Source organism: Brevibacterium jeotgali (genome assembly GCF_900169175.1).
In the GTDB taxonomy this organism is placed as follows: domain Bacteria; phylum Actinomycetota; class Actinomycetes; order Actinomycetales; family Brevibacteriaceae; genus Brevibacterium; species Brevibacterium jeotgali.
Map to the genome: position 1 here is coordinate 44,742 of NZ_FXZM01000007.1, position 16,774 is coordinate 61,515.

The following is a 16,774-nucleotide window of genomic DNA, read 5'->3' on the forward strand; positions in this document are numbered from 1 at the left end:
GAACCCCCTGCATGTGCTGGTGACCGGGGCCTCGGGCCTCCTGGGATCCTCGGTCGCCCGAGGGCTCGTCGAACTCGGGCACACCGTGACGACACTGCAGCGCAGGCCCTCCGGGGTCGACGGGGCCCGTGACGTCCAGGGGTCCGTCACAGACGCCGATGCGGTCGGCGATGCACTCAGCGGCGGGGCGGAGCTGCCGTCGGTCGACGCGGTGATCCATCTGGCCGCGAAGGTGTCGATGGCCGGCGATCCGTCTGAGTTCGATGCGATCAACATCGAGGGAACGCGCACGCTGCTCACCGCGGCGAAGCAGGCGGGAGTGACGCGATGGGTGCACATCTCCTCGCCGTCGGTCGCGCATGCGGGCTCGGCACTCATGGGCGACGGGGCGAGCCCGGCGAGCCCCACCCGGGCGCGCGGCGACTACGCGCGGACCAAGGCCGCCGGCGAGCTCCTGGCACTGGACGCGGACGCGGACGACTTCCGGGTGCTCGCACTGCGCCCGCACCTCATGTTCGGACCCCGAGACGCCCAGCTCACGGAGCGGATCATCGACCGCGCACGTGCGGGGCGGATGCCGATCCTGGGCGACGGGGGCGCACTCGTCGACATGCTGTACGTGGAGAACGCCGTCGACGCGATCCTGGCGGCACTCCCCGCACTGGAGCGCGTGCACGGCGAAGCACTGGTCGTGACGAACGGGCAGCCGCGGATGATCGGCGAGCTGCTCAGCCGGCTGGCCCTGGCGGGCGGGGCGCAGCCACCCGCACTGCGCGTGCCGACCGGCGTCGGACTGTCAGCGGGCACTGCGGTCGAGGCGATCTGGACGCGCCTTCCGCAGTCCGCGAAGGACGCGGGCGACGGGGAGCCGCCGCTCACCCGCTTCCTCGCGGAGCAGCTGTCGACGGCGCACTGGTTCGACCAGCGGCGCACGCGTGACGTGCTCCGGTGGACGCCGCGCGTGTCCATGGAGGAGGGCTTCGAGCGCCTCGCCGCGCACTACGGCGGCGTCACAGTCTGAGCACGACGGAGCCGGGTGCGGCATCGCCACGACGGCGCGCCGCACCCGGCTCCCACTCGTCACCCCTCCCCGCCCGGTCGCACCGCGCGAGGAGGCTCTGGGTCAGCTCGGACGGTGAGGCAGGTAGATCTCCTCGAACATCCGCTCACTGAACGTGCTCAGGTCCACCGGATCGGACGAGAAGCCCTCTGCGAACCCGACGTAGTCCCCGGTGTCCGTATGGCCCTCTTCCTCAGCGATCGCCAACCACCGGTCGAAGGACGCGTCGAGTCGCTCCGCGGCGTCCGCACCGTCCAGTGCGCTCGAACCGATGGTCTCCTCACGCAGACCCTCGACGGCCCCCTGCAGAGCCTCTTCCGCATCGTCTCCGAGTCGGCTGATCTCACCACCGTTCTCCCCGACCATGTTGATGGCGTCTGCGGAGAACGCCACCGCCGCTTCCAGACTCCGCGCATTGCTCTGCGCATAGGCGTCGAAGACGACCTGCTGCGCCGCCACCGGCAGATTCCGATAACCGGGGCCGGCCACGACCGCGGTCGGACTCCGACCCCACGCTGCGTCATTCGGCAGCGTCACGTGCGGTGCCACTTCCAGGAATCCGTACTCGGCGCCGATCCGCAGGCCGCCGAGCGTGCAGTCGATGGTGTTGCGCTGCAGTGCCTCGTACGCCTCCACGAACGGCATGGAGACCGGCGAGGCCCCCATGCCCTCCGCGATCGCGAGGTCGGCAGCGGAGCCCACACGGATCTGCTTGCCGGAGAAGTCATCGAGGCTCGTGACCGGTTCGGAGCACATGAGCGCGTTCGACGTCTCGAACATCACCGGACGCAGGACGGACACGCCCAGGGATTCGTAGTTGTCCATGATCTCCGGAGTGTTCCACGCGACCTCCATCATCGCCGCGGTCGTGGAGACCTCCGTGACATACGGACTTGCGGGAGGGGCCGGCGCGAGGTTGATCAGCTCGTTGACCGCCTCGTACTTGCTGGGAGTGTAGATCGGGATCTCGACTCCGATGTCGATGCGGCCGTCCGCAGCAGCTTCGGTGACTTCGTCGAATGCCGCGATCGCCTGTCCCCACACCGGCTCCAGAGTGACCTTGCCGCCGGACATCTCCGCGACGTGGTCGATGAACTGCTGTTCTGCCTCACCCGTGTGCCCCTGTGCCGACTGGGCACCTGGCTGATAGGTCAGGGTGACGGGCTCCATGTCGGCGAGCGCTTCCTGGTACTGCTCCGGGGACGCTCCGAAGTCGACTCCGGTCCCGGACTCCGATTCTGCGGTCTGACTTCCCGCGGCGCCGGCACAGCCGGCGAGACCGGACAGTGCGACGACACTCAGGACGGCAAGCGTTCGCGTGAGAGGGATCTGCAATGAGTTCTCCATTCTTCGTTGAATGCGGTCGTGGCTCGACCCGAGGCTCCTGAGCCGATGACGGCACGACCCCCGAAGCACTGACCGATCGTTCGGCAAGCATTTCGTTACTCAGAACACTAATGCAGACACCCTTGTCTGATCAACCCGAAGAACGAACGTTCAATTCGCGCGGGCGCCGCCATCGCCGGGCACTCCCCCGGCCGGCCGCCCTCGGCCGCCCCACAGGTCGCCCCACCGGTCGCCCCTCGGCCGTCCCACCAGCCGGCATCCCGCCTGACGACGCAACCCGTGACAAGCGCCTCCGCACCCGGTAGCGTACTGTCCACCAGGATCGAACGAATGTTCAATCAGTACCCCTCATTCAAAGGAGAATGGCGATGGCGGCACGAACACGACACTTCTTCGCACTGGGCGCTTCACTGGCCGGACTCGCACTGGTGAGCGGCTGCGCGGGCGGTGTGAGCTCATCCGACGACAGCAGCGGAGACTCCGTCGAATTCGGCTCCGACCCCCAGGAGTTCCAGGAAGCCCTCGCCGACATGGACCCCGTCGAGCTCACCTTCCAGGCGGGAAGCAGAAACGGCACCGATCACACCGGACTGCGGGAGCAGGACTTCGCCGACGCGATCGAGGAGATCTCCGGCGGGAAGATCACCATCAACACGGTCTGGGGACAGCCCATCGCCCCGTACGACGAGGTGACGGAGGCCGTGGCAGACGGGCGCATAGACATCGGACTGGAGATCCCCATCTACACTCCCAGCAAGTACCCCGCGATCACCTCCCTCATCAACATCGCCCCCACCGCACCCGCAGATCCGTACTTCTACGAGATGGTGACGACCGCTGCGGCGCAGGACGTCGCGTGGAACACGGAGGAGATCCTCGACGACTACCGGGACAAGGGCGCGAACGTGCTCGTGCCGCTGGAGTTCGAGTACTCCGGTGCGCTCGCGTGCACGGAGCCGGTGACATCCTCGGAGGAACTCGACGGCAAGCAGCTCCGCGTCGCATCCGCCGCAGACTTCGCGATTGCAGAAGAGCTGGGCGCCACCCCGGTCTCGATGCAGTACGTGGAGACGTACGAGGCGCTGCAGCGCAACACGATCGACTGCACGTTCGGCGCTCTGAAGATCCAGACCGGCTCGGGCTTCCTCGAGGTCGCACCCTACGTCGCGTTCCCCACGGAGTCCTCGTTCTCCCGGAACCCCACCTCGATCCTCATGGGGCAGCAGATCGAAGCGCTTCCCGTGGCCGCGCAGCAGCTGATCTTCGACCAGGCTCTGGTGTACTTCACCGGACATCACGAGGCGAAGGCGAAGTACAACAGCGAAGCGATCGCGGACATCGACGAGCACGGCGGCGACGTGATGCAGCTGGACGCCGGCGCGGAGGAGGACCTCTCCTCCGCCCTCGACGGGTTGCGGCAGCAGACCCTCGAGACCGACGCGCTCGACGGCGAGGCGCTCAACGCCGACTTCAATGCAGCACTCGACAAGTGGGAGGGTATCGCTGAGGAGCTCGGCTACGCCCCCAGCGGTGACTACCGCGAGTTCGCGCGGACGTTCGACGAGGAGCCGTTCACCGTCGAGGACTTCGCCCAGCGGGTCTTCGAGGACGTCTACCTCCCCCACCGCCCCAGCTGACGCACCCGGCCGTGGCCGCGAAGAAGGCCACGGCCGACAGTCCACGACCCCTGAGGAGGATCGGTGCCCACTGCACAGACCCCGGCCCCGCACCCGACCGCAGACTCGGCAGAGCAGGCGCCGCCCGGCGCGTCGCGCACCCCGCACCCGGCTGCGACGGGGGTATCGCGACTGAGTCGGTCACCATCCCTCGTCGCCCGCCTGCTGCGACACGCGCACGAGGTCCCCGACCGCCCGGCACTGCGCTTCCAGGGTGTGGCGACGTCATGGGCGGAGCATCGCGATGCGGTGCTGAGGACGGCTCGCGATCTCCGCGACCGAGGAGTGGTGCCCGGCGACCGCGTGGCCCTCCTCCTCACGAACCGACCCGAATTCCTCACTGTCACTCATGCCGCAGCCGCGATCGGTGCGATCACGGTTCCGGTGAACTTCCGCCTCACAGCGGAGGAGGTCTCCTTCATCCTCGGGCATTCGACGCCGCGCGTCCTCGTCACAGAGCCGCAGACCCGCTCCCTGGCTGAAGGCGCGGCGGCACATCGCACCGACCCGACCGGTCCCGCCTCCACGGAGTCCCCCGCTTCCGGCCCCACCCTGCTCGACTGCACCGATGAGTGGCTCGCACCGGTGATCGCGGCCGGCACGGCGCTCGCCGTGGACGACGTCCACGTGCCCCACGATGACGACGACTACGCGATCCTCTACACGTCCGGGACGACCGGCCGGCCCAAAGGGGCAGTCCTCTCGCACCTGAACATCTACAACGGGGGAGTGCAGAACGGCCTCCGCTGGGGTGCGGACGACTCGAGCACCGTCATGCTCGCACCGCCCCTCTTCCATGTGGGCTCGTTCATGTCCTCCCACGCCGCTCTGGCGGCCGGAGCGGCGTCGCTCGTCATCCCCAGCGCCGGGTTCGACGCCGCGACGACACTCACCACGATGCGAGACGAGGACGTCACCTCCGCATTCATGGTCCCTCAGCAGTGGCACCTCCTGTGCGACGAGATCGAGCGCCGAGGCGACTCCGGCCTCTCCCTCACCCACGCCTCGTGGGGCGGCGCACCGGCCACGGAGAAGCTTCTGCGCCGCATGGCCTCCTGCATGCCGAGGGCACAGATCACCGCCGTGTTCGGACAGACCGAGACCTGCGGGACCGCAGTGAGCCTGTCGTTCGAGGACTCGCTCACGAAGATCGGCTCCGTCGGCCGCCCCACGGCGGAGACGTGGATCCGCATCGTCGACCCGAGCATGAATGATGTGGGCGTCGACGAGGTGGGCGAGATCGTCTACCGCGGCACGTGCGTCATGAACCGCTACTGGGACGATCCGGCCGCCACTGCCGAGGCCTTCGCCGGCGGATGGTTCCACTCCGGTGATCTGGTCCGTCGCGACGAGGATGGCTTCCTCTACGTGGTCGACCGCATCAAGGACATGATCATCTCCGGCGGCGAGAACATCTACTGCGCAGAGATCGAGAACGCTCTCAGCTGGCATCCCGACGTGGCGGAGGTGACAGTCGTGGGGCGCCCGGACGACGTCTGGGGCGAGGTGCCCGTCGCCTGCATCGTCCCGGCAGAAGGCGCTGCGACACCGACGCTGGAGGACCTCCGCGGGTTCCTCAATGATCGGCTGGCCCGGTACAAGCATCCGAAGGACCTCGTCCTGCTCGACCAGCTGCCCCGCACCGGCATGGGCAAGATCCACAAGACGGCCCTGCGGGGATCCGTGTGACGAGCACACCGGCGCGACGAGCACGTCGGCCCCGGCGGCAGGACGCAGACGGAGCACCTGACGCCGCGCGCTGTGCACACCGCCGGCACCGACGATCGCGAGGGACGGGCTAAGTGTCCGAGGGACAGCCGTACTCGACGGTCCTTCGAACACTCAGCCCGTCCCTCGCGAGAGTGGGCCCGGCGGGGTGGGCCCGACGAGAGTGGGCGCGGCGGGGTGGGCGCGTGCCTCACTCCTCCGGGGCGAACTCCTTGCGCAGCAGGTGCTTCTGCAGCTTGCCCGAGGCATTGCGGGGCAGCTCCTCGACGATCTCGAGCCGGGTGGGCTTCTTGAACGACGCGATCCGGTCGGAGATGAATGCCTGGATCTCCTCGAGCGTGGGCGGATCGGCCGGATCCGCCGCGGCCACGATCGCCAGCGGGGTCTCGACCCACTTGGCGTCCGGGACGCCGATGACGCTCGCGTCCGCGACCTTCGGGTGGGCGGCGACGGCCTGTTCGACCTCAACGGAGGAGATGTTCTCGCCACCGGAGATGATGATGTCCTTCGCGCGGTCGACCACGTAGTGGAAGCCCTCGTCGTCCACCTGCACGAGGTCACCGGAGTGGAACCAGCCGCCCGCTGACGACTTCACAGTCTCCTCCGGCTTGTTCCAGTAGCCCTGCATGTAGCCGGGGCCGCGGTAGACGATCTCACCCGTCTCCCCCTGCGCCACATCGTCACCCATCGCATCGATGACCCGTGCGGCGACCATGCCGATCGGCTTGCCCACCGACCCCATCTTCCGGAACGAGTCCTCACCGGTGAGCGCGCAGGTGGTCGGCGCCATCTCCGTCTGGCCGAACGCTGCGGAGATGACCGCGTCCGGGAACGTGTCGGCCATGAGCTGGAGAGTCTCCCTGCTGGCCGGGGACGCGCCCCACGAGATCGCGTCGAGAGGCAGGCTGCGCTCCCGGATGCCCGGCAGGGAGCACAGCGCCTGCCACAGCGTGGGCACGAGGAACAGCTTGGTCACCCGCTCCGATTCGATGAGATCCGCCAGTGCCTCCATCTTCATGAGGGCCTGCGGCGGCGCGATGACGACCTTCGTCCCGTTGAAGAACGCGGGGTAGAGGAAGCCCAGCCCTGCGATGTGGAAGAGCGGGACGACGATCATCGCCACCTCGTGCTCCGTCCCGGCCGGCCCGAGGCGGTTCGTGTTGATCGCCTGCGCCGCGAAGTTCAGGTGCGTGAGCATCACGCCCTTGGGCGCCGACGTCGTGCCCGAGGTGTAGACGATGAGCGCGGTGTCCGACTCTGCGACATCGACGAAGCGGTGCGCCTTCCCGGACGAGGCGATCTGCTCGAACTGCTCGCCGAAGCCGATGAGGGGGATCTTCGCCGCCTCCGGGGCGTCCGCGAGGATGCCCGCACCCATCTGGTCCGCGAAGCCCACCTTCGCACCGCTGTCGGTGACGAGGTAGTCGATCTCCGCGGCGACCGATCGGATGTTGAGCGGCACGGCGATCCCGCCCACGGAGTTGATCGCGAGGAGCGCCGTCGCATAGGACACGCTGTTGAGGCTCAGGATGAAGACGCGGTCGCCCGGGACCACCCCGCGCTCCTGCAGGTCTGCGGCGACGGCGCTCACGCGGGCATCGAGCTGCCCCCAGGTCACGGCGCCCTCCGCGCCCGTGAGCGCGACGTCATCGGTGCGACTGTGCGCGTGCAGGCTGAGCATGTTCATCCAGTGCAGTCGTCGACTGGCTCCAAGCTGCTCTTCGGGGCTCAGTGCGTCGAGTGCCGTCGCTGCTGTTCCGGAGGACACCTCAGTGGGCACTGCGGTGCTGACGGCTCGCTGCGGGTTCTGCATCATGGTGGTCGCTCTCCCTTGAACGATTGTTCAGTATTGCCTGTGCCACAAGACTAGAGGGTCCGCCGATCTCAGACAACAGTATTCCGCACCTCTCCCACCTCTCCCTCGCGCGGCGCCAGACCCCGCAACGCTCGGGCAACGCGATGCGCGGCACGCACAGGATGGCCGAGCGTACAGTGAGAGGCATGATGCACAGCACATCCGCCGCACACGATGAAGCACCGCGCACCTATGCAGCGGTCGCGCGAAGCGCTGCAGACGACCCCGCGTCGTTCTGGCTGGGCGCAGCGCAGGCGATCGACTGGGTGACACCTCCTTCTCGAGCCCTCGACGACGCGAACGCGCCCATCTACCGGTGGTTCCCCGATGGGACCCTCAACGTCTGCGCGAACGCTCTCGACCGACACGTGGAGATGGGCAGCGGTGACCGCGTGGCGCTCGTCTACGACTCGCCCGTGACCGACACGGTGCGCGAGTACACGTTCACCGCGCTCCGCGACGAGGTCTCCCGCTTCGCCAGGGCACTCGCCGACCGCGGGATCACGAAGGGCGACCGCGTCGTCATCTACATGCCCATGGTGCCGGAAGCCACGATCGCGATGCTCGCGTGTGCGCGACTGGGTGCCGTGCATTCGGTCGTCTTCGGCGGCTTCGCCGCCAACGAGCTGGCCGTGCGCATCGACGACCTGCAGCCCAAGGCCGTCATCAGCTCCTCCTGCGGCATCGAGAAGACCCGCATCATCGAGTACAAGCCGCTGCTCGACGAAGCCCTGCGGATCGCCACAGCAGGGCCGGAGTTCAGCGTCGTGGTGCAGCGGGAACAGCATCGCGCGGAGCTGCAGGAGGGCTTCGACCTCGACTACGCCGACCTGTTGGCCTCCACGCCCGACGGGATCGACCCGGTAACCGTGCAGGCGACAGACCCGCTCTACGTGCTCTACACGTCCGGGACGACCGGCAGGCCCAAGGGCATCCTGCGCGATGCCGGCGGCTATGCGGTCGCCCTGCAGTGGTCGATGGGCAATCTCTTCGGCTTGCAGCCCGGAGACACGATGTTCACCGCGTCGGACGTCGGCTGGGTCGTCGGGCACTCCTACATCGTCTACGCGCCCCTCCTCGCCGGGGTCACCACCGTCCTCTACGAGGGCAAGCCCGTCGGCACTCCCGACGCCAGCGCGTTCTACCGCGTCATGGACCAACACGACGTGAACGTCTTCTTCACCGCGCCCACGGCGATGCGGGTCATCCGCAAGGAGGACCCGGACGCCGAGCACGCGCGAGCCGCGGACCTCTCCGCCCTCCGCGCCGTGTTCCTCGCGGGGGAGCGCCTCGATCCGGACACCTATGAGTGGACGACGGCGACCATGGCGGAAGCGACCGGGCGGGACATCCCGGTCGTCGACAACTGGTGGCAGACGGAGACGGGCTGGCCGATCGCCGCGAACCCGCTGGGGATCGAGCGCCTGCCGCTCAAGGCGGGCTCGCCGACCGTGCCGACACCGGGGTACCGCCTGCGCGTCGTCGATCCGGCCGGCAACGACGTGCGCGCCGGTACGGAGGGGCTGATCCTCGCGGACCTTCCTCTGCCTCCCGGAACGATGGCGTCCATCTGGGGCGACGACGAGCGCTTCGTCTCCACCTACCTGTCCACCTTCGAGGGCACGTACCTCACAGGCGACTCCGGCTACCTCGACGAGGACGGCTACGTCTTCGTCATGGGACGCACCGATGACGTCATCAACGTGTCGGGGCACCGCCTCAGCACCGGCGTGCTCGAGGCCGCGATCGCTTCGCACCCGGCCGTCACCGAGTGCGCGGTCATCGGCGTCCACGATGAGACCTCAGGACAGTCGCCCCGTGCGTTCGTCGTGCTGTCGCCGAGCGCTGATCCGGAGATGGTCCCCCAGGAGCTCGTCGCGCTGGTCCGCAGGGAGGTGGGGCCCGTCGCCGCCCTCAGGCGGGTCGACGTCGTCGATGCCCTGCCGAAGACCCGGTCGGGGAAGATCCTGCGGAAGACGATGCGCCAGATCTCCGACGGCGAGGCCGACGTGGTCGTCCCGTCGACGATCGAGGACCCGTCCGTGCTCGACGCGATGCGCACGGCCCTCAGCCGGCAGACGGGGTGACAGCCGGCTCCTCGCCGACGTCCAGGTCCACGCCCTGCGTGAACTGGGACATGTAGAGGCGGTAGTAGGCGCCTTCGGCGGCCAGCAGCTCCTCATGGTCGCCCTGCTCGACGATGTCGCCGTCCTCCATCACGAGGATGGTGTCCGCATCGCGGATCGTCGACAACCGGTGGGCGATCACGAACGATGTGCGGTCGGTCCGCAGCGCGGCCATCGCCTCCTGCACGAGCATCTCCGTACGGGTGTCCACCGAAGACGTCGCCTCATCGAGGATGAGCAGGGCGGGCTGGGCGAGGAATGCGCGGGCGATGGTGATGAGTTGGCGTTCGCCGGCGGACACGTTCGCCCCGCCGTCCTCGACCTCGGTGTCGTAGCCGTCCGGAAGCGTCTGCACGAAGCGGTCGACGAACGTGGCCTTCGCCGCAACCGCGACCTCGTCGTCCGTGGCGTCCAGTCGCCCGTACCGGATGTTGTCCCGGATAGTCCCGCCGAACAGCACCGCATCCTGCAGCACCATGCCCACCTGACCGCGCAGCGTCCCGCGGTCGAGCGTGCTGATATCGACGCCGTCCAGCAGGATCCTGCCCGCATCGATGTCGTAGAAGCGCATGAGCAGGTTCACGAGCGTGGTCTTGCCCGCGCCGGTGGGCCCGACGATCGCAACCGTCTGACCGGGTTCTGCCACGATCGACAGATCCGTGATGAGCGGCTTCTCCGCGGTGTAGGAGAACGCGACGTGCTCGAACTCGACCCTGCCCTGCACCGGGCGGACCAGTTCGCCCGGCTGCGGGCCGGACGGATCGAGCAGGCCCGCCTCCGCCTGTGAGGAGAGGTCATCCTCCTGTTCATCAGCATCGAGCAGCTCGAAGATCCGCTCAGCAGATGCGACACCGGAGATGAGCATGTTGGCCATGCCCGCCATCTCCCCGAGCGGTGCGTTGAATTCGCGCGAGTACTGGATGAAGGCGGTGACCTGACCCAACGACATCTGCCCGGAGGCCACGCGCAGACCGCCGACCAGTGCGATCCCCACGTAGCCCAGGTACGTCACCCACTGCATGATCGGCATGATCATGCCGGAGTAGAACTGGGCGCGGAAGGACGCCTCGTAGAGGTCCTCGTTCCTCTCGTCGAACGTCCCGCGCATCGTCTCCTGACGGCCGAAGACCGTCACGAGGTCATGGCCGGTGAAGGACTCCTCGATGTGACCGTTGAGGCGCCCGGTGTTCTTCCACTGCGCGGCGAACAGCTTCTGCGACTTCGACCCGACGAGACCCACCACGAGCGCGGCGATCGGAAGCGCCACGAGGGCGATGAGTGCGAGCTGCCAGGACAGGGCGAACATCATGATCGTGATGCCGACGATGGTGAGCACCGCGTAGAACAGCGACGCGAAGGCCTGCTGCATGGCTGTCTGCACGTTGTCGACGTCATTGGTCGTCCGCGACAGCAGGTCGCCGCGCTGGCGCGTGTCGAAGTAGCTCAGCGGCAGTCGATTGACCTTGGCCTCGATCTTCTGGCGCAGCCGGTAGACGACCCGCATGACGATCTCGTTGAGGACGAAGCCCTGCAGCCAGTCGAACACGGACGCCACCAGGTACATGCCGAGCACGAAGAACAGCATCTCCGCCAGCGCGACGAAGTCGATCGAGCCGTCCAGCCACCCGTCGAAGATGACGTCCATCGCCCGGCCGAGCACAGCGGGCGCCCAGACGGACAGCACTGTGGAGACAGCGCCGAAGAGGAACACCATCGCGATCCCGGCCTTGTGGTCCGTGAGCGTCGCGAACAGGCGTCCCAGCGACGGCCAGAACGCCTTCGCCTTCCGCGGCGCGGCACCTCCTTCGCCGGAACCCAAGCTGTCCTCGAGTTCGGCGATCTCATCCTCGGACACCACGACGTCTCTGCGACGACGATCGGGCGCTTCCGAGGTGCGGGAGCGGTAGGCGGGCCTGCGGACCTCGGGGAACAGGTCCTCGGGCCGCGCTCGACGGTTCGGGCCGGTTCTCATGACACCTCCTCCGCTCTCACCTGGGAATCGACGATCTCTCGGTAGGTTCGCGATGACTCGAGCAGTTCAGCGTGCGTGCCGCGGCCGACGACCCGCCCTTCATCCAGCACGAGGATCTGGTCCGCTTCCGTGATCGAGGCGACGCGCTGGGCCACCATGATCGAGGTGGCGCCGTCGGTGTATCCGGGCAGCGCCGCCCGGAGGTTCGCGTCGGTCGTGACGTCCAGCGCGGAGAAGGAGTCGTCGAACAGGTAGACGCGCGGCTTCGCCACGAGAGCACGGGCGATGCACAGTCGCTGCCGCTGCCCGCCCGAGACGTTCGTGCCCCCCTGCGAGACGGAGGACTCCAAGCCGCTGCGGGCGCCCTCGCCGTCACCGGTCGTCCGGTCTGCGACGAAATCAGTCGCCTGGGCGATGTCAAGCGCCGCCCACAGCTCGCTGTCCGTGGCCTCCGGGTCACCGAAGCGCAGGTTCTCCGCTATGGATCCCGAGAAGAGGTACGGCTTCTGCGGGACCAGCCCGACCGCCTCGGTCAGAGTCTCCCGGGACATCTGTGTGACGGGCACCCCGTCGACCAGGACCTCGCCCGCGGTCGCGTCGTAGAGGCGGGGGATGAGGTTGACCAGAGTGGTCTTGCCCGCCCCGGTGGAACCGATGATGGCGGTGGTCTTCCCCGCTTCGGCGGTGAAGGAGACGTCGTCGAGGACCGGGGCGTCGGCGCCCGGGTACGCGAAGGACACCCCGCGGAACTCGACGGTGCCGTCGCGCCGCTGCGGGGTGGTGGGAGATGCCGGTTCCTGCACCGATCCGGTGGTGGTGAGCACTTCGCCCACGCGGCGGGCGGAGATGATCGCCCGCGGGAACATCATGAACATGAACGTGCCCATCATGACCGCCATGAGGATCTGCAGGAGGTACTGCATGAACGCGGTGAGGGCGCCGACCTCCACGAGCCCGTCGTCGACCCGTAGGCCGCCGAACCACAGCACTGCGGCGGTGGCCAGGTGCAACACGAGCGTGATCACCGGGCCCATGAGCACGAAGAGGCGACCGATGCTGATCGACGTCTTGGTGAGTGCGGCGTTGGCGTCGGTGAAGCGAGCGGTCTCGTGCTGCTCCCGCACGAAGGCGCGCACGACGCGGATGCCGATGATCTGCTCGCGCATCACGCTGTTCACATCGTCGATGTTCAGCTGCATCCGCTCGAACAGCGGCATGAGTCGACTCGCCAGCACGCCGACGATCACCACCAGGAGCGGGACGGACACCCACACGAGCCACGACAGGCCGGGGTCCTCCTGGATCGCCATGACGATGCCGCCGATCGACATGATCGGCGCCATCACCATGAAGTTCAGGGTCATGAGGACGACCATCTGCACCTGCTGGATGTCGTTCGTGCCGCGGGTGATGAGGGTGGGGGCTCCGAAGCGCCCCATCTCCTCAGCGGAGAAGTGATCGACGCGCAGATAGACGGCCTGTCGGAGGTCGCGACCGATCGACATCGACATGCGCGCGCCGAACCAGACGGCCGCGATCGCGGTGAAGACCTGCAGCATGGCCACGGCGAGCATGATCCCGCCGACGCGCCAGATGTAGTCGGTGTCGCCCGTGGCGATGCCGTTGTCGATGATGTCCGCGTTGAGACTGGGCAGGTACAGCGTGGCCAGGGTGGCGGCCAGCTGGAGCACCAGGACGGCGACGACATGCCCGGCGTAGGGCCTGCCGTAGTGCCGGACGAGCTTCCACAGCATGGTGATGCTTCCGGGTAGTGAGGGGATCGCCTGCTATGACAGGCGCATACCATTGTGCCCCACGCGTCAAGATGGAGCGTGTCAGATGGTTTGTGTACCGGATCACCGCATGAAAGGACATGATGGTGACCGTGACGAACACGAACTGAACCCGTAACGCGACAGCCTCTGAGGTCGTTGAAGAGCTCAAGGCCTCCGGTGCGCTCGATGAGCTCTTCTCCAAGATCGGCTCCGGCGACATCGAGCTGACCGGTGACGGCGGGCTCGATGACATGATCATCAGCCTCTACGCGGGCGAGATGACGATCAGGGACATCCAGCACCACCTGGCGACCACGATCGGCACCGAACTGTCGCACGAGACGATCTCGAACATCACCGATGCCGTCCTCGAAGCGGTTCTGGAGTGGCAGCAGCAGCCTTTGGACGACTTCTACCCGGTCGTCCACCTCGATGCGATCCGGGTGAAAGTCCGCGACGTCCTCATCGTCTGCTGCGACGGGCTCACCGGGCTGCCCGAAGCGATCGAGGCGACGTGACCTGACTCCCTCGTGCAGACCTGTGTCGTGCACCTGATCCGGGCGGCGAACCGCTTCGTCGCCCACGGGGACCGCAAGGCCGTATCGAAGGCTCTGAAAGACGTTTACTCGGCAGCGAACGGGGACACCGCCCTGGCGGCACTGGAAGCCTTCGCGACCTCAGAATCGGGTCGGAAACACCCCCCAGCGGCGCGGTGTGGGAGAACGCGCTTTCACTCGGTGGTCATCCTCCGCCGACGCAGACTCCACGGAGGCCAGGCGGGGACCCGGGGTGGGCGCCAGGGCACCTCAGCACTGTGCCCACCCGGGGTCGCCAAGTGTCCGTCACCTTGCCCATCGATTCCGCCGAAGCAAACCTCCAATCCGTGCCACGTGCGCCATGACCCGGTGTTGCCGGCTCCACCGCAGACGCGTGTAGACACCCCACTTGCATACCCAGGGGGGTATGGAATACCGTAGGGGGTATCCGGAATACCGGAACCGACCTTCCCGACCCGCAGGAGGAACCATGCTGCTCGAGCGCATCTACGACGAGGACCTGGCTCAGGCCAGCTACCTCATCGGCTGCCAGGCCACCGGCGAGGCCCTGGTCGTCGACCCCCGCCGCGACGTCCGGCAGTACCTGGAGCTGGCGGCCCACCACGGGATGCGAATCACCACGGTGGCCGAGACCCACATCCACGCCGACTTCCTCTCCGGTACACGTGAGCTGGCCGCAGCCACCGGCGCGACCGCCTACATCTCCGGCGAGGGCGGGGCGGACTGGCAGTACGGTTTCGAGGCCCAGCGCCTGCACGAGGGGGACACCATCGCCCTGGGAAACATCACCATCACCGCCCGGCACACCCCCGGCCACACCCCCGAGCATCTGTCCTACCTGGTCACCGACGGGGCCTTCACCGACGAGCCGGGCTACTACCTGACCGGGGACTTCGTGTTCTCCGGCGACGTGGGCCGCCCGGACCTGCTCGATGAGGCCGCCGGGGGCCAGGACACCCGCTTCGCCGGGGCCAAGGACCTGTTCGCCTCCCTCAAGAACGCCTTCCTGACCCTGCCGGACCACGTGCAGGTCTACCCCGGGCATGGGGCCGGCTCGGCCTGCGGCAAGGCTCTGGGCGCGCTGCCGTCCACCACCGTGGGTTATGAGCGCAAGTTCGCCTGGTGGGCGAAGTACCTGACCCAGGACGACGAGCAGGGCTTCATCGACGAACTGCTCGACGGCCAGCCCGACGCCCACGCCTACTTCGCCCGCATGAAGCGTCAGAACAAGCAGGGCCCGGCCCTGCTGGGCGAGCTGTCCCCGCTGCAGCGCCTGGACACCACCGAGATCGCCGAGGGCCTGGCCGCCGGCTCCCTGGCGTTCGTGGACACCCGCTCTCCGGACGAGGTGCACCGCGGCACGGTCACCGGCGCGCTGAACATCCCCGGCGCCAAGGCCGCCACCTACGGAGCCTGGTCCTACGACCCGGAGGCCGAGAACACCCCGCTGGTACTGCTGGCCCCCGACGCCGAGGCCGCCGAGGAGATCCGGGATCACCTGGTGCGCGTGGGCGTCGACGCCGTGGCCGGGTACACCCCCACCCTTTACGGACTGCCGACCACCGTCCCGGCCCGGGTCACCCCGGCCGAGCTGGAGTCCTTCCTTACCGAGCACCAGGACGCCGTGCTGGTGGACGTGCGCAACCGCACCGAGCACGCCGAGGGCCACGTGCCCGATTCCGTCCAGCTCAACGCCGGCAAGGTCCTCTTCCACCCGGACGAACTGCCCGCGAAGGACGCCGGCCCGCTGGTGACCTACTGCCAGTCCGGAGTGCGCAACGCCGTGGCCGCCGCCGCCCTGCGTCGGGCCGGTTACGACGTCGTTGAACTCGAGGGCAGCTACGCGGCCTGGTCCGCCTGGAACGCCCAGCAGAACACCCCCCAGACCGAGACCGCAGGAGCCGCCTGATGACCACCGTCACAACAACCCCCGCGCGCCGCTCCGTCACCCCGGACGAGTTGCACCGCCGGCTTACCGTGGGCGACGCGCCGATGGTCCTGGACGTGCGCACCCCCGGTGAGTTCGAGACCGTGCACATCCGCGGCTCCTACAATGTGCCGCTGGACCTGCTCACCGAACACACCGGCGAGCTGGCCGAGCACCTGCCCGGCCACGTCGTGCTGGTGTGCCAGTCCGGCAACCGGGCCTCGCAGGCCTGCCAGAAGCTGGACGCGGCCGGCTTCGGCGCCGCGGATGTCCTCGACGGCGGCATCGCCGCCTACGAGTCCACCGGCGGCGAGGTGGTCCGCCGGGGCGCCCGTTGGTCCATGGACCGCCAGGTCCGGATGGCCGCCGGCTCCCTGGTGCTGGCCGGCACCCTCGCCGGCCAGCTGGTGCACCGCCGCCTGGGCCTGCTGGCCGGGGCTATCGGCGCCGGCCTGGCCTACTCCGCCGCCTCTGACTCCTGCGCGATGGCCTCAGTGCTGTCCCGCATGCCCTGGAACCGCGTCGAGGCGGACCCATCCCTGCGGTCCTTCTTCGAGCAGGTCCCCACCGCCCTGCAGGACCACTGAACCGCCGGTGCGGGAGGGCCCAGCACGCCCTCCCGCACCGCCCAGACCCCCGGCCGCGGAGGCACGCCCCCTTCATGGCCCCCGCGGCCGGGCCCACCACCTCCATCCCACACATCCACCTCGACGTACCCCGCCCCTTCCGTGGGGCGGGGTCGGGTGTTCTG

The 16,774-nt window shown here is 68.2% G+C and carries 10 protein-coding genes and 1 pseudogene; 7 read left to right on the forward strand and 4 right to left on the reverse strand.

Annotated features, from left to right (window positions below; genetic code table 11):
- The first annotated feature begins 7 nt into the window (after nt 1–7).
- Nucleotides 8–1,021, forward strand: coding sequence for an NAD-dependent epimerase/dehydratase family protein (locus BJEO58_RS08220; RefSeq protein ID WP_101589097.1), 1,014 nt, complete (start codon nt 8–10; stop codon nt 1,019–1,021).
- A 102-nt stretch (nt 1,022–1,123) separates the two neighbouring features.
- Here BJEO58_RS08220 and BJEO58_RS08225 read toward each other — a convergent pair whose 3' ends face one another.
- The gene (locus tag BJEO58_RS08225; protein ID WP_180951883.1) at nt 1,124–2,395 is read right to left on the reverse strand and encodes a type 2 periplasmic-binding domain-containing protein; all 1,272 of its coding nucleotides are present in this window, start codon (nt 2,393–2,395) and stop codon (nt 1,124–1,126) included.
- A 380-nt stretch (nt 2,396–2,775) separates the two neighbouring features.
- Between BJEO58_RS08225 and BJEO58_RS08230 the strand changes: the two genes are divergently transcribed.
- Nucleotides 2,776–4,044 (forward strand): type 2 periplasmic-binding domain-containing protein, encoded by a 1,269-nt coding sequence (locus tag BJEO58_RS08230; protein WP_180951884.1) that lies wholly within the window; start codon nt 2,776–2,778, stop codon nt 4,042–4,044.
- 63 nt (nt 4,045–4,107) lie between these two features.
- Nucleotides 4,108–5,772 (forward strand): AMP-binding protein, encoded by a 1,665-nt coding sequence (locus tag BJEO58_RS08235; protein WP_219617093.1) that lies wholly within the window; start codon nt 4,108–4,110, stop codon nt 5,770–5,772.
- Nucleotides 5,773–6,001: 229 nt separating this feature from the next.
- Here BJEO58_RS08235 and BJEO58_RS08240 read toward each other — a convergent pair whose 3' ends face one another.
- The gene (locus BJEO58_RS08240) at nt 6,002–7,627 is read right to left on the reverse strand and encodes an AMP-binding protein (protein ID WP_219617094.1); all 1,626 of its coding nucleotides are present in this window, start codon (nt 7,625–7,627) and stop codon (nt 6,002–6,004) included.
- A gap of 185 nt (nt 7,628–7,812) precedes the next feature.
- Here BJEO58_RS08240 and BJEO58_RS08245 point away from each other — a divergent pair, with 185 nt between their 5' ends.
- Nucleotides 7,813–9,753, forward strand: coding sequence for an acetate--CoA ligase (locus tag BJEO58_RS08245; RefSeq protein ID WP_373270413.1), 1,941 nt, complete (start codon nt 7,813–7,815; stop codon nt 9,751–9,753).
- On the opposite strand, the gene BJEO58_RS08250 is transcribed toward BJEO58_RS08245, so the two are convergent.
- Both BJEO58_RS08250 and BJEO58_RS08255 read right to left on the reverse strand, forming a co-directional pair.
- The gene (locus BJEO58_RS08250) at nt 9,734–11,764 is read right to left on the reverse strand and encodes an ABC transporter ATP-binding protein (protein ID WP_101589000.1); all 2,031 of its coding nucleotides are present in this window, start codon (nt 11,762–11,764) and stop codon (nt 9,734–9,736) included. The two genes, BJEO58_RS08245 and BJEO58_RS08250, sit on opposite strands and share 20 nt — an antisense overlap.
- On the reverse strand, nt 11,761–13,518 hold the full coding sequence (locus tag BJEO58_RS08255; protein WP_101589001.1) for an ABC transporter ATP-binding protein: 1,758 nt from the start codon (nt 13,516–13,518) through the stop codon (nt 11,761–11,763). Before BJEO58_RS08255 ends, BJEO58_RS08250 begins: the two co-directional genes overlap by 4 nt.
- A gap of 119 nt (nt 13,519–13,637) precedes the next feature.
- On the opposite strand from BJEO58_RS08255, the pseudogene BJEO58_RS15375 reads away from it, so the two are divergent.
- The 3 genes and pseudogenes from BJEO58_RS15375 to BJEO58_RS08270 all read left to right on the forward strand — a co-directional run.
- Nucleotides 13,638–14,252, forward strand: a pseudogene (locus tag BJEO58_RS15375) (transposase); the annotation flags it as partial.
- A gap of 313 nt (nt 14,253–14,565) precedes the next feature.
- Complete coding sequence (locus BJEO58_RS08265) at nt 14,566–16,005, forward strand: MBL fold metallo-hydrolase (protein ID WP_101589002.1); 1,440 nt, start codon at nt 14,566–14,568, stop codon at nt 16,003–16,005.
- Nucleotides 16,005–16,610, forward strand: coding sequence for a rhodanese-like domain-containing protein (locus tag BJEO58_RS08270; protein ID WP_101589003.1), 606 nt, complete (start codon nt 16,005–16,007; stop codon nt 16,608–16,610). Before BJEO58_RS08265 ends, BJEO58_RS08270 begins: the two co-directional genes overlap by 1 nt.
- Nucleotides 16,611–16,774: the final 164 nt, after the last annotated feature.

What these genes read in the sequence shown, in the direction of transcription:
- BJEO58_RS08230 (WP_180951884.1), top strand. Translation starts at nt 2,776, where the DNA reads ATGGCGGCACGAACACGACACTTCTTCGCACTGGGCGCTTCACTGGCC.
- BJEO58_RS08240 (WP_219617094.1), bottom strand. Translation starts at nt 7,627, where the DNA reads ATGATGCAGAACCCGCAGCGAGCCGTCAGCACCGCAGTGCCCACTGAG.
- BJEO58_RS08245 (WP_373270413.1), top strand. Translation starts at nt 7,813, where the DNA reads ATGATGCACAGCACATCCGCCGCACACGATGAAGCACCGCGCACCTAT.
- BJEO58_RS08250 (WP_101589000.1), bottom strand. Translation starts at nt 11,764, where the DNA reads ATGAGAACCGGCCCGAACCGTCGAGCGCGGCCCGAGGACCTGTTCCCC.
- BJEO58_RS08255 (WP_101589001.1), bottom strand. Translation starts at nt 13,518, where the DNA reads ATGCTGTGGAAGCTCGTCCGGCACTACGGCAGGCCCTACGCCGGGCAT.
- BJEO58_RS08265 (WP_101589002.1), top strand. Translation starts at nt 14,566, where the DNA reads ATGCTGCTCGAGCGCATCTACGACGAGGACCTGGCTCAGGCCAGCTAC.
- BJEO58_RS08270 (WP_101589003.1), top strand. Translation starts at nt 16,005, where the DNA reads ATGACCACCGTCACAACAACCCCCGCGCGCCGCTCCGTCACCCCGGAC.